11 protein-coding genes are annotated in these 13,090 nt (G+C 61.5%); 7 read left to right on the top strand and 4 right to left on the bottom strand.

The annotated features are described in order from the left end of the window. The first annotated feature begins 10 nt into the window (after positions 1-10). From ligA to def, 3 genes are read left to right on the top strand one after another with little or no spacing between them, the layout of a single operon-like run. Complete coding sequence (gene ligA / locus YQ44_RS14760; RefSeq protein WP_071324031.1) at positions 11-2,377, top strand: NAD-dependent DNA ligase LigA; 2,367 nt, start codon at positions 11-13, stop codon at positions 2,375-2,377. Between the two features lie 54 nt (positions 2,378-2,431). After that, entirely contained in the window at positions 2,432-3,325 is an 894-nt protein-coding gene (gene galU / locus YQ44_RS14755) for a UTP--glucose-1-phosphate uridylyltransferase GalU (protein WP_071324030.1), read from the top strand. Next, positions 3,322-3,858: a peptide deformylase gene (gene def / locus YQ44_RS14750; RefSeq protein ID WP_071324029.1), complete on the top strand. Its 537-nt coding sequence runs from the start codon at positions 3,322-3,324 to the stop codon at positions 3,856-3,858. The genes galU and def overlap by 4 nt, the downstream gene beginning before the upstream one ends. A 177-nt stretch (positions 3,859-4,035) precedes the next feature. Here the strand turns inward: def and YQ44_RS14745 are convergent, their stop codons facing one another. The 4 genes from YQ44_RS14745 to map all read right to left on the bottom strand — a co-directional run bounded on the left by YQ44_RS14745 (position 4,036) and on the right by map (position 9,167). Beyond that, positions 4,036-4,800, bottom strand: a complete 765-nt coding sequence (locus YQ44_RS14745; protein ID WP_083411866.1) for a flagellar brake protein — start codon at positions 4,798-4,800, stop codon at positions 4,036-4,038. A 153-nt stretch (positions 4,801-4,953) separates the two neighbouring features. After that, complete coding sequence (locus YQ44_RS14740) at positions 4,954-5,703, bottom strand: pseudouridine synthase (RefSeq protein WP_034752263.1); 750 nt, start codon at positions 5,701-5,703, stop codon at positions 4,954-4,956. Between the two features lie 48 nt (positions 5,704-5,751). Next, positions 5,752-8,319, bottom strand: a complete 2,568-nt coding sequence (locus YQ44_RS14735) for a [protein-PII] uridylyltransferase (protein WP_071324028.1) — start codon at positions 8,317-8,319, stop codon at positions 5,752-5,754. A gap of 35 nt (positions 8,320-8,354) precedes the next feature. Continuing rightward, a complete protein-coding gene (gene map / locus YQ44_RS14730) occupies positions 8,355-9,167 on the bottom strand; it encodes a type I methionyl aminopeptidase (RefSeq protein ID WP_071324027.1) in 813 nt (270 codons plus the stop codon). A gap of 379 nt (positions 9,168-9,546) precedes the next feature. Here map and rpsB point away from each other — a divergent pair, with 379 nt between their 5' ends. From rpsB to frr, 4 genes are all read left to right on the top strand, one after another. After that, positions 9,547-10,299, top strand: a complete 753-nt coding sequence (gene rpsB, locus YQ44_RS14725) for a 30S ribosomal protein S2 (RefSeq protein WP_071077760.1) — start codon at positions 9,547-9,549, stop codon at positions 10,297-10,299. Between the two features lie 156 nt (positions 10,300-10,455). After that, positions 10,456-11,367: a translation elongation factor Ts gene (tsf, locus tag YQ44_RS14720; protein ID WP_071324026.1), complete on the top strand. Its 912-nt coding sequence runs from the start codon at positions 10,456-10,458 to the stop codon at positions 11,365-11,367. Positions 11,368-11,514: 147 nt separating this feature from the next. Further along, positions 11,515-12,231, top strand: a complete 717-nt coding sequence (gene pyrH / locus YQ44_RS14715; RefSeq protein WP_034752258.1) for a UMP kinase — start codon at positions 11,515-11,517, stop codon at positions 12,229-12,231. 295 nt (positions 12,232-12,526) lie between these two features. After that, the gene (gene frr, locus YQ44_RS14710) at positions 12,527-13,087 is read left to right on the top strand and encodes a ribosome recycling factor (protein WP_046684961.1); all 561 of its coding nucleotides are present in this window, start codon (positions 12,527-12,529) and stop codon (positions 13,085-13,087) included. Positions 13,088-13,090 lie beyond the last annotated feature (3 nt).

The following is a 13,090-nucleotide window of genomic DNA, read 5'->3' as shown; positions in this document are numbered from 1 at the left end:
TCCCGCAACAATGACTGATCTGACCAACCAGGACGCCGCGGCGCGGAATGCCGCCCAGCGCGTCCTGGCACTCACCGCCGAACTCAACCGGCACCTGCACGCCTACCACGTGCTCGACAATCCCACCATTCCCGACGCCGAGTACGACAAGCTGTTTGTCGAACTGCAAGCGCTGGAGGCGGCCCACCCCGAGCTGCGCGCGCCCGATTCGCCCACCTTGCGTGTGGGCGCGGCGCCCTTGCCGCAATTCGAGCAAGTCACGCACGCGGTGCCGATGTTGTCGCTCAATAATGGTTTCTCCGAGGACGATATCGTCCACTTCGACCGCCGCGTGCGCGACGGCCTGGACCTCGACGGCGCCGACGTCGACTATGCTGCCGAAGTGAAATTCGACGGCCTGGCCATCAACCTGCGCTATGAGCACGGCCTGTTCGTGCAGGCGGCCACGCGCGGCGATGGCGCCACGGGCGAGGACGTGACGGCGAATATCCGCACCATTTCCGGCATCCCGCTGCGCCTGCATGGCAAGAATGTGCCGGCGCTGCTCGACGTGCGCGGCGAAGTGATGATGTTCAAGGCCGATTTTGCCCGGCTGAATGAACGCCAGCGCGAGGCGGGCCAGAAGGAATTCGCCAACCCGCGCAACGCGGCGGCCGGCAGCCTGCGCCAGCTCGATTCGCGCATCACGGCCCAGCGCAAGCTGCGTTTCTATGCGTATGGCATCGGCGCCCTCGACGGCGCCGCCATGCCGGCCTCGCATTCGGCCTTGCTCGACTGGTACGAAACCCTGGGCATCCCCGTCTCGTCGGAGCGCAAGGTGGTGCAGGGCGCGCAGGGCTTGCTCGATTACTACGCCGATATCGGCACGCGGCGTCCCGCCCTGCCGTATGAAATCGACGGCGTCGTCTACAAGGTGAACCGCACGGAAGACCAGCTGGAGCTGGGCTTTGTCTCGCGCGCGCCGCGCTTTGCGCTGGCGCACAAGTTCCCCGCCGAAGAGGCATTGACCGTGGTGCTGGGCATCGACATCCAGGTGGGCCGCACGGGTGCCATGACACCCGTGGCGCGCCTGGCGCCCGTGTCGGTCGGCGGCGTGACGGTGACCAACGCCACCTTGCACAATGAAGATGAAGTGCTGCGCAAGGATGTGCGCGTGGGCGATACCGTCATCGTGCGCCGCGCCGGCGACGTCATTCCCGAAGTATTGGCCGTGGTGCTGGAAAAGCGTCCGGAACCGGCGCCGCTGCCGTTCAAGATGCTGGAAGCATGCCCCGTGTGCGGTTCGCACGTGGTGCGCGAAGAGGGCGAGGCCATCGCCCGCTGCTCGGGCGGCCTGTTCTGCTCGGCCCAGCGCAAGGAAGCGTTCCGCCACTTCGCGGGCCGGCGCACGATGGATATCGAGGGACTGGGGGAACGTTATATCGATACCCTGGTCGAACTCGAATACGTGCATGGCCTGGCTGACCTGTACAGCCTGACCCTGGACAAATTGCTCGAAATGAAGCTGCGTGCCGATGAGCGCGATGGTTCCACGCCGGAAACGGTGCAACAAGGCAAGATTCCCACCAAATGGGCGGAAAACTTGCTGGCGGGCATAGAGGCGAGCAAGCGGCCGCCGCTCGAACGCTTCCTGTTTGCGCTGGGCATCCGCCATGTGGGCGAATCGACGGCGAAGACCCTGGCCGAGTGGCTCGGCAGCCTGAACTATGTGCGGCGGGCGCCGGCGGCCCTGTTGCGCGTGCTACCCGATATCGGCGGCACCGTGGCTGAATCGATCGCCGATTTCTTTGCCGAAGCGAAAAACCAGCAGGCGCTCGATGCCTTGCTGGCCGCCGGCGTCACGCCGCAGGGAGAACACGCGCCCAGCGCCAAGCTGCGCACGCAACTCGAGCAAACGAAGTTGCTGGCCGCGCTAGGCATTCCGAAACTGACGGAGCCGCGCAGCAAGCAGCTGGTGGAGCGGGGCGTGACGCTGGCCAGCCTGGCCGCGCAGGGCGCCAGCTTCCACGCGGGCTTGCCTGCCGCCGTGGCCGAAGCGCTGGCCGCCTGGCTGGCGACGGAAGAGAATGTCGCACTGCTTGGTCAACTGGACGCCTTGCGTACTGAATTGCTGTCACAATTGCCCGAGCTGCCAGCCGCCGGTGGCAAGCTCGACGGCAAGACCTTCGTCCTGACGGGCACCTTGCCCACCATGGGCCGCGACGAGGCGGCCGCCTTGATCGAGGCGGCCGGCGGCAAGGTCAGCGGTTCCGTGTCGAAGAAAACCGGCTTTGTCGTGGCCGGTGCGGATGCCGGCAGCAAGCTGGCCAAGGCCCAGGAACTGGGCGTGGCCGTGCTCGACGAAGCCGGCCTGCTGGCCTTGCTGGCACAGGAATAGCGCGCTCATGATCCACGGTCATCGGTATACATTCAATATTTTGCAGATAGACCCATGAAGAAAATCAGAAAAGCAGTCTTTCCTGTCGCCGGCCTGGGCAGCCGCTTCTTGCCTGCGACCAAGGCGCAACCGAAGGAAATGCTGCCCATCGTCGACAAGCCGCTGATCCAGTATGCGGTGGAAGAGGCGGTGGCGGCCGGCATCACGGAAATGATCTTCATCACGGGGCGCAACAAGCGCGCCATCGAAGACCATTTCGACACGGCTTATGAGCTGGAAACGGAGCTGGAAGCGGCCGGCAAGCGCCAGTTGCTGGAAATGGTGCAAAACGTCATTCCCAAGCACATCAACTGCATCTACATCCGCCAGTCGGCGCCGCTGGGCCTGGGGCATGCCGTGCTGTGCGCGCGCCCCGTGATCGGCGACGAGCCGTTCGCCGTGCTGCTGGCGGACGACTTCATGGATGTGGAAGACGGCATGCGTCCCGTGCTGGCGCAGATGGCCGATGTGTTCCAGTATGAGAATTGCTCCTTGCTGGCCGTGCAGGATGTGCCGCGCGCGGAAACCCGGCAGTACGGCATCGTCAGCGCCCAGCATTACCAGCCCGACCTGGAACTGGTGTCGGCCATCGTGGAAAAGCCGGCGCCGGAAGAGGCGCCATCGACCCTGGCCGTCGTCGGCCGCTATGTGCTGACCAGCCGCATCTTCGACCACCTGGAAAACCTGGGCACGGGCGCCGGCGGCGAAATCCAGCTGACGGACGGCATCGCCGCCCTGATGCGCGAAGAGCGCGTGCTGGCTTACCGTTATACGGGGCAGCGCTATGACTGCGGCTCCAAGCTCGGCTACCTGAAAGCCACGACGGCGATGGGCATGAAGCATCCGGAAACGGGGGCCGCCTTCCGCCTGTACCTGCAAGAACTGCAATCGACACTGGATATCAAATGACGGTACGTGAAATTTTAAAGATGGGCGATCCGCGCCTGCTGCGCATGGCCGAGCCGGTACGTGAATTCGATACGCCCGAGCTGCATGCGCTGATCGCCGACATGTTCGACACCATGCACGCGGCCAATGGCGCGGGCCTGGCGGCGCCGCAGATCGGCGTCAACCTGCAGCTGGTGATCTACGGCTTCAAGCAGAACCTGCGCTATCCCGATGCGCCGCAAGTGCCGGAAACCGTGCTGATCAATCCGGTGCTGACGCCCTTGTCGGAACGCAAGGAAGAGGGCTTCGAAGGCTGCCTGTCCGTGCCCGGCCTGCGTGGCAGCGTGCCGCGCTGGAGCGAGCTGCACTATGAAGGCGTCGACCAGTTCGGCCAGCCCATCAGCCGCGACTGCGACGGCTTCCACGCGCGCGTGGTGCAGCACGAGGTGGATCACTTGCACGGCATTTTGTATCCGATGCGTATCGTCGACTTCACGCAGTTCGGATTTACGGAAGTGATGTTTCCGGACCTGGACCCGAACGACGACGATTGATCGGCGCCTGAGAAAACGTCCATGGCGGCGTTGCATTGCCTCGCCGTACTATTCGTACTGTCTTCGGCAATGCGCCTTGCCCTGAACGTTTTTCAGGCGCCTCGTGACTTTGGCTGTTAAACAAAAAATGGCCGCGCAGTATCAGCTGGGCGGCCATTTTTCATGCGTGCAGCGTACCTAGCGTACCTTGCGTCCGCTGCCCATGTTATCGAGCAGCATTTTCAATTCTTCCTGCATGGCGACCGACAAGTTCAGGAAGCGGCAGCCGATCTGCACCTGCTCGCCCAGCAGGAAGGAGCGGAAGGTGCGCGACAGGCGGATTTCCAGGTCGGCGATCATGACCTTGTCCGGCCCCAGCTCCAGCCGCACGCGCGACAGCTTGCGCCCCACGTACAGGCCGACCGTATCGCGCGGGTGGGCGCGCATGCCGATGCCGCCGGCGGAAAAATCATACAGCTGCAATTCGTAGGGACGCCCTTCGAGCACGAAGGCGGCCAGGTAGTACACGCCCAGCGGCGTTTCCAGGCGCGTCGATTCGCGCCGCTCGAGCACCAGGCAATGGCTGGGGAAGTTCGTCAGGTAGACGTTGGGCCGCTCGGGATAGGCTTGCCATTCGCCATTGATGGTGAATTGCAGCTTGGCGCTTTGCACCCACGACACGAAGGTGGCGCCGCCCGGGGGCAGGGTGGCGCCCTCGTTGAGTTCCAGCACGAATTGCGGCAAGTCATCGTCCACCGACAGGATGCGTGCCATGATGACGTCTTCGCCCTCCGTGGGATAGATGGAAATGGCGTCGCCGTTATCAGCCAGGCTGCACAGGGTTTCGCCGATATCCCATGGGTCGCTCATGTGGTGCGGCTTGGTGCCGGGCGCCATCGGCTCGGCCACGTCAGCCAGGCTGGGCGCGCCTTTGCGCAGGGGATTGGGAATGGGATCGTTCACGACGGCGTATCTCTTCTGTTCTAATGGGGAATAGTGTATAGGTTCAGGGCAATATTTGCTAAGCAAATCACAATAATTATCCTTGTGCCACTATATTCCTGCTACTTGTGTAGTCTGGCATGCCACGCGGCATGCCATCTTGATCTGCTACCATTAAAACTGTTCGTCGGCGCTCAAATAACGCCATTGGCCCGTCGGCAGGTCGCCCAGCTTGACCTTGCCGATGCGCACGCGTTTCAGCCCCAGCACTTTCAGGCCGACGGCTTCGCACATGCGGCGGATCTGGCGTTTCTTGCCTTCGCGCAAGGTAAAGCTCAGCTGATCCTCATTTTGCCAGCGCACCTTGGCCGGCAGCAGCGGCTTGCCATCGAGCCACAGGCCATGGTTGAGCTTTTTCAATTCGCTGTCGGGCAGGGTGCCGCCCTTGGTGTAGCTGACGCGCACCAGGTATTCCTTGTCGATATCGGTATCGTGGCCGATCAGCTGCTTGGCCACGCGGCCATCCTGCGTCAGCACCAGCAAGCCGACGGAATCGATGTCCAGGCGGCCGGCCGCCACCAGGCTGCGCAGCTGCGTGGGGTGGAACTGTTCCGGGCTGCGGTCTTCCGCCCAGCGGTTCTCGGCCTTGATCAGGGCCACGGCGGGCGTGTAGCCATCTTCGGCCTGGCCGCTGACATAGCCGACCGGTTTGTTGATGAGGACGGTGACGCGTTTCGACTGCTCGGCTGCCGCCTGGCGTTCTACGGTGACGCGCTGGCTCGGATAGACCTTGCTGCCCAGTTCGGACACCACTTTGCCATCTACGCGGACCCAGCCGCGCGCGATCCATTCATCGGCTTCGCGGCGGGAGCACAGGCCCAGTTCGGACATGCGTTTGGACAGGCGTAATAATTCTTCGGTCATGGTCTGTGTTTCACTAAATCAATAAGAGTAGGCGCTGCGCGGAAAGCTTCAGACCTTCAGCGCATCGAGTAAATCGGTTTCCAGCAATATCTGGTTACGGGCATTGTTGAGCGCGGGGCCGTCGACGAGGAAGACGTCTTCGACCCGTTCGCCCAGGGTCATGATCTTGGCCGTGTGCAGGTTGATGCGGTACTTGGTCAGCACATTGGCGATCGAGTACAGCAGGCCCGTGCGGTCGTTGGCGGCCACCGACAGCAGGTAGTACTGGCCCTTTTCGTCGGGCCGCAAGTCCACGGTCGGCTGGAAGGGGAAGGTGCGCGACAGGCGCGACAGCCGTCCCTTGCCCGGCGGCGGCAGCGGCGCCTGCGACTGCAGCAGTTCGCCCAGCTCGTGCTCGATCAGGCTGATGATGTCGCGATAGCTCTTGGCGAAGTTCTGCTCGGTGACGAGGAAGGTGTCGAGCGCATAGCCATTGCGTGTCGTGTGGATCTTCGCGTCGAGGATGCTGAAGTTCTTGCGGTCGAAATAGCTGCAGATGCGCGCGAACAGGTCGGGCTGGTCGGGAATATAGACGGCCACCTGCAAGCCTTCGCCGATGGGCGCCAGCCGGCATTTTACCACCGGCAACTTGCTGTCGAGCTTGTCATACAGCGAGCGCGTCTGCCAGGCGATGTCGGAGGCGTCGTGGCGCAGGAAATACGCGACGTCGAGCTGCTGCCACAGCTTCAGGTGCGCGTCCGGCGGCAAGCCGTACAGGCGCAAGGTGGCCAGCGCTTCCTGCTGGCGGTTCTTCAGCTCGCGGTCGGCCGTGTGCGGTTCGCCGCCCAGCACGCGCAGGGTGATTTTGTACAGGTCTTCCAGCAGCTTGCCCTTCCACGCATTCCATACTTTCGGGCTGGTGCCCCGGATATCGGCCACCGTCAGCAGGTACAGGCCCGTCAGGTGGCGCTCGTCCTTCACCACTTTGGCGAAGGCGGCGATGACGTCGGGGTCGGACAGGTCCTGCTTTTGCGCCACTTGCGACATGGTCAGGTGATTTTCCACCAGGAAGGCGATGAGTTCCGTATCCTCGGCCGACAGGCCGTGGTCCTGGCAGAACTGGGTGGCGTCGGCCACGCCCAGCTTGGAATGGTCGCCGCCGCGGCCCTTGGCGATGTCGTGGAACAGGGCCGCCACGTACAGCAGCCACGATTGCGAGAAATCGGCCATCAGCTGGCTGCAGAACGGATATTCGTGCGCGTGCTCGCTCATGGTGAAGCGGCGCATATTGCGCACCACCATCAGGATGTGCTGGTCGACCGTGTACACGTGGAACAGGTCGTGCTGCATCTGGCCCACGATGCGGCGGAAATTCGGCAGGTAGCGCCCGAGGATGCTCATTTCGTTCATGCGCCGCAGCGCGTGAATGATGCCGACGGGCGCCTGCATGATGCGCAGGAAGAGGGCGCGGTTGACGGGGTCCTGGCGGAACGCGGCGTCGATCTTGAAGCGTTCGTGCCACAGGGCCCGCGTGGCGCGCGACGTCATGCCTTTCAGGGCCGGACGCTCCGTCATCAGGACGAAGATTTCCAGCATGGCCGACGGGGTTTGCTCGAAGGTATCGTCGGCGCTGATGTCGATCAGGCTGTTGACCTCATTGAAGCGCGCGTTGATGGGCACGGGCACATCGTCTTGCGGAAACAGGCGGGCTTCGATGTTTTGCAGCAGGATTGTGTTGAGCTGGGTCACCGTCTTGGCGGCCCAGTAATAGCGCTGCATGAGGAATTCGCTGGCGCGGCGCATGTGCGGCCCGCTGCCCGTCGCTTGCAGGCCCAGCGATTCGGCGATGGCCGTCTGCACGTCAAACACGAGGCGGTCTTCGCGGCGGCCCGCGTGCAGGTGCAGGCGCACGCGGATATCCTTGAAGGCGCGCTCCTTTTCCATCAGCTGGCGCGCTTCCGTCAGGGTGATCAGGCCGCCCGTGGCCAGGGTGCGCCAGGAATTGGCCAGGCCGGCCGCCTTGGCTACCCACAGGATCACCTGCAAGTCGCGCAGGCCGCCCGGGCTTTCCTTGCAATTCGGTTCCAGGCTGAAGGCCGTGTCTTCATACTTGGCATGGCGCTGGCGCATTTCCGCCGTCTTGGCCTGGAAAAACGCCTGCGGGTCCATCGCCGCGTCGTAGCGCTGCTGCAGCTGCGCGAACAGCTCGGCGTTGCCGCACACGAGGCGCGCCTCGAGCAGGCTGGTTTGCACGGTGATGTCGGCCTTCGACTCGACCAGGCATTCATCGACCGTGCGGATGCTGTGGCCGATTTCCAGGCCCAGGTCCCACAACAGCTGCACCAGTTCCTCGAGCTTTTCCTGCGTGGCCGGGTCCGGCGCCTGTTGCAGCAGTATCAGCAGGTCGACGTCGGAATAGGGAAACAGTTCGCCGCGGCCATAGCCACCCACGCCCACCAGGGCCGTGCCTGGCGGCAAGCCAGCTTCCTGCCAGGCGCGCGCCAGCACGCCATCGACGCTGTGGCGCAGGCTGCGCAGCAGTTTTTCAGGCTTGCCATCGGCGTGGAAGGCGGCGATGACGACCTGGCGGTCGGCTTTCAGTTGCTGCTTCAGCTGTTCCCGAACTTGCTTTTTCATCTAGGCCCTGGGTGGCGGTGCGTGCGATTAAAAAATTAAGCCTTGTTCAGGATCAAGGCCGGTGGCGGCGGCATGCCTGGCGACACGGTCAGCACTTCATAGCCCGTTTCCGTCACCAGTACCGTGTGCTCCCACTGCGCCGACAGGCTGCGATCCTTGGTCTTGATGGTCCAGCCGTCGTTCATTTCGCGGATTTCGCGGCGGCCCGCGTTGATCATCGGCTCGACGGTGAAGATCATGCCCGCTTCCAGGCGTTCCAGCGTGCCTGGTTTGCCGTAGTGCAATACTTGCGGTTCTTCATGGAAGACCTTGCCGATGCCGTGGCCGCAGAATTCGCGCACCACGCTGTAGCCGGCTTTTTCCGCATGTTGCTGGATAGCATGGCCAATATCACCCAGGTGGGCGCCCGGCTTGATCTGGTCTATGCCCAGCCACATGCATTCATACGTGATTTCCGACAGGCGCTTGGCCAGGATGGTCGGCGTGCCGACGAGGAACATGCGGCTGTTGTCGCCGTGATAGCCGTCCTTGATGACGGTGATGTCGAGATTGACGGTGTCGCCGCTCTTGAGCACCTTGTCGCCCGGAATGCCATGGCAGATGACGTCGTTGACGGAGGTGCAGATGGCTTTCGGATACGGCGTGTAGCCGGGCGGGCAATAGTTAAGCGGGGCGGGGATGGTGCCCTGCACGTTGACCATGTATTCATGGCACAGGCGATCCAGCTCGCCCGTCGTGACGCCGACCTTGACGAATGGCGTGATGTAGTCGAGCACTTCGGCGCCCAGCTTGCCGGCGATGCGCATGCCTTCGATGTCGGCGGCGGAATTGATACGGATGGTGGACATGATGTTATTCGCAATCTGCAAGATATTCGGGTGAAAAGCACAGACGCGTCCCGGTTAACGGAAAAAGTCTGCAAATATGTCGAAATTATAAACGAGGCGCCCATGATCCGCCGCCTCCTTCCTGGGGGCGGGCGGCGATTTGTGCGGCAAAGCGCGCGCTGCACCAGCCTGGTGCGCCGGGGGCTTTTCCCTGGGCGCCCGATTTGCAGTGCGGACTTGATGCGGCGGGCATTTCGGTGTAGAATCCCGGGTTGCTTGAATTCTCTTTTAAGCAATGTAGTAAAACAGTGTCTTTAATTTATATAAACACGCGAATCCGGTCGACAAGGGTGCCTGTATGGTGACTGATCGGATTCCAGACCCAACCCTGGAGTTAATAATGTCCGTAACAATGCGCGAAATGCTGGAAGCCGGTGTCCACTTTGGTCACCAAACCCGTTTTTGGAATCCAAAAATGGCACCGTTCATCTTCGGCCATCGCAACAAGATCCACATCATCAATCTGGAAAAAACCATGGCGATGTACCAGGACGCAATGAAGCACGTGCGTCAACTGGCTGCAAACCGTGGCACCATCCTGATGGTTGGCACCAAGCGTCAAGCTCGCGAAATCATCGCTGCTGAAGCACAACGCGCTGGCGTGCCTTTCGTTGATCAACGTTGGTTGGGCGGCATGCTGACCAACTTCAAAACGATCAAAACCTCGATCAAGCGTCTGAAAGACATGGAAGTCATGGTTGAAGATGGTTCGATCGAGAAGCTGTCGAAAAAAGAAGCGCTGATGTTCTCCCGCGAAATGATCAAGCTGCAAAAATCGATCGGCGGCATCAAGGACATGGGCGGCATTCCTGACGCAATCTTCGTCGTCGACGTCGGCTACCACAAAGGCGCGATCACCGAAGCAGCTAAACTGGGTATCCCGGTCATCGGCGTTGTCGATACCAACCACTCCCCAGAAGGCGTGAACTTCGTGATCCCAGGTAACGATGACTCCTCGAAAGCCATCATGTTGTACGCTCGCGGTGTTGCTGATGCAATCATCGAAGGCCGTGCAGCTGCCGGTAACGAAGTTGTTGAAATGGTTAAAGCAGCCGCTGGCGACGAATTCGTCGAAGTGAACGAACAGGCTTAATGGCCAGGCTGTCGCAGGATAGCCGTTTGTAAGCACAGCAGTAAGGGAAAAGGGGTGGCAGCAGCTCCCCCTTTTTTTTAACAAAAAAACGATAGTGACCGCAGGCGAGGCGTCAGCCCGGCCGCGACTATCGACTCACCGAATCAGGAGAAACACATGGCAGCGATTACAGCAGCGATGGTAGGCGAATTGCGCGGCAAAACCGACGCACCAATGATGGAATGCAAAAAAGCACTGACCGAAGCCGATGGCGACATGGCCCGTGCGGAAGAGATCCTGCGCGTCAAACTGGGCGGCAAGGCATCGAAAGCATCGGCACGCATCACGGCTGAAGGCGTCGTGGCAACCTACATCGCCAACGGCGTAGGCGCCCTGGTCGAAGTGAACTCGGAAACCGACTTCGTTGCGAAAAACGACGATTTCCTGGCACTGGCCAACAACGCTGCCCGTCTGGTAGCGGAACACAACCCAGCTGACGTTGCTGCCTTGCTGGCCCTGCCACTCGATGGCAAGACCCTGGAAGACGTGCGCGCTGCCCTGATCGGCAAAATCGGCGAAAACATGACCATCCGCCGCTTCCAGCGTTTCGAAACCAGCAACAAGCTGGCATCGTACCTGCACGGTTCGCGCATAGGCGTGATCGTCGAATTCGACGGCGCCGATGAGCAAGTGGGCAAGGACGTGGCCATGCACATCGCTGCAATGAAGCCGGTGTCGTTGTCGTCCGAGCAAGTTCCTGCGGAACTGATCGAAAAAGAGCGTTCGGTTGCACAACTGAAAGCCGAAGAAGACGCAGCCAAAGCGGCCGCCGAAGGCAAGCCAGCGCAATCGCCGGAAATCCTGGCCAAGCGCCTGGAAGGTTCCGTACAGAAGTTCCTGAAAGAAGTTTCCCTGCTGAACCAAGCTTTCGTGAAAAACGACAAGCTGTCGGTTGAGCAAATGCTGAAGGCGGCTAACACCAGCGTCAAAGGTTTCGCCATGTACGTAGTGGGCGAGGGCATCGAGAAGAAGCAAGACGACTTCGCAGCAGAAGTCGCAGCACAGATGGCTGCCTCCCAGGGAGCGTAAGTAAAGCGGGCCGAGAGGCCCGTTTTTTTGGCCCGCCCGCACCTGTCGTGCCGGGCGGCGGCATGGGCAGCCCCGCGCGCCTATCCGGCGCTGCAAGGCGCTGCGCCATGTCATACTCGAATAACCTCATTTATGGAGCCCCAGCTCATGTCAAAACCAGCCTACAAGCGCGTCCTCCTCAAGTTGTCCGGCGAAGCCCTGATGGGCGATGATCCCTACGGCATCAACCGCGCCACGATCGAGCGCATGGTGGCCGATGTGGCCGAGGTGGCGAAGTTGGGTGTGGAACTGGCAATCGTGATTGGCGGCGGCAATATCTTCCGCGGCGTCGCGCCTGGCGCGCAAGGCATGGACCGTGCCACCGCCGACTACATGGGCATGCTCGCCACCGTGATGAACGCGCTGGCCCTGGCTGACGCCATGCGCCACGTCGGCATCACCGCGCGCGTCATGTCGGCCATCGGCATCGAACAGGTCGTCGAGCCGTACGTCCGCCCGAAAGCCCTGCAGTACCTGGAAGAAGGCAAAGTGGTCGTCTTCGCCGCCGGCACCGGCAATCCGTTCTTCACGACCGACACGGCAGCTGCCTTGCGCGGTTCCGAGATCAGCGCCGAGATCGTCCTGAAGGCCACCAAGGTCGACGGCGTCTACACGGCCGATCCGAAGAAGGATCCGAACGCCACCCTGTTCCACACGATTACGTTCGACGACGCCATCGCCAAGCACCTGCAAGTGATGGATGCCACGGCATTCGCCCTGTGCCGCGACCAGAAGTTGCCGATCAAGGTATTTTCGATCACCAAGCCTGGCGCGCTGATGCGCGTCATCATGGGCGAGGACGAGGGCACTCTGGTACACGTATAAGCGAGCGCCGAGAAACCGTCCTTGGCGGCGTTGCTCCACCTTGCCGTACTATTCGTGCTGGCTGCGGTGTCGCGCCTTGCCCTGAGCGGTTTTCGGCACGCTGGACGGGCGCCAGCCGTTCTGTATGTAGAAGCAAATTTAAGATTATTTATCACTAACAACGCCTGATAACACCGTCGCGAGCGGATGGCAGAGGTGGCCGGGAAGCGCAGCCGTACCAAGGTACGGTGAGCATCGCTAGCCGCCTGTGCCGACGCGCAGCAGGTTTTGACAGGCGTCACCACAGGAGAGCAGCATGTCCTTAGCTGACGTTAAAAAGAACACCCAGGAACGCATGACGAAGTCGCTGGAAACGCTGAAGGCCGACCTGGCCAAGGTACGTACCGGCCGCGCGCATACGGGTATCCTGGACCACGTGATGGTCGATTACTACGGTTCGCCGACGGCGCTGACCCAGGTTGCCAACGTGACCCTGATCGACGCGCGCACCATCGGCGTGCAGCCATACGAGAAAAAAATGGCCACCACCGTCGAAAAAGCCATCCGCGACGCCGACCTGGGCCTGAACCCATCGGCGCAGGGCGACATGATCCGCGTGCCGACTCCGCCGTTGACGGAAGAGCGCCGCAAGGAAATGGTCAAGCTGGTCAAGAGCGAAGCGGAAGACGCGAAAATTGCCGTGCGTAATATCCGCCGCGATGCAAACGAGTCGCTGAAAAAACTGGTCAAGGAAAAAGCCTGCTCCGAAGATGACGAGCGCCGCTCGTCGGAAGAAGTGCAGAAGCTGACGGACAAGTTCATCGCCGACATCGACAAGATGGTCGTCGACAAAGAAAAAGAAGTGCTGACCGTCTAGTTT

Source organism: Janthinobacterium sp. 1_2014MBL_MicDiv, from assembly GCF_001865675.1.
GTDB lineage: Bacteria > Pseudomonadota > Gammaproteobacteria > Burkholderiales > Burkholderiaceae_D > Janthinobacterium.
Note: the sequence above shows the minus strand (reverse complement) of the source record. Positions and strands in the feature narration are given on the sequence as shown.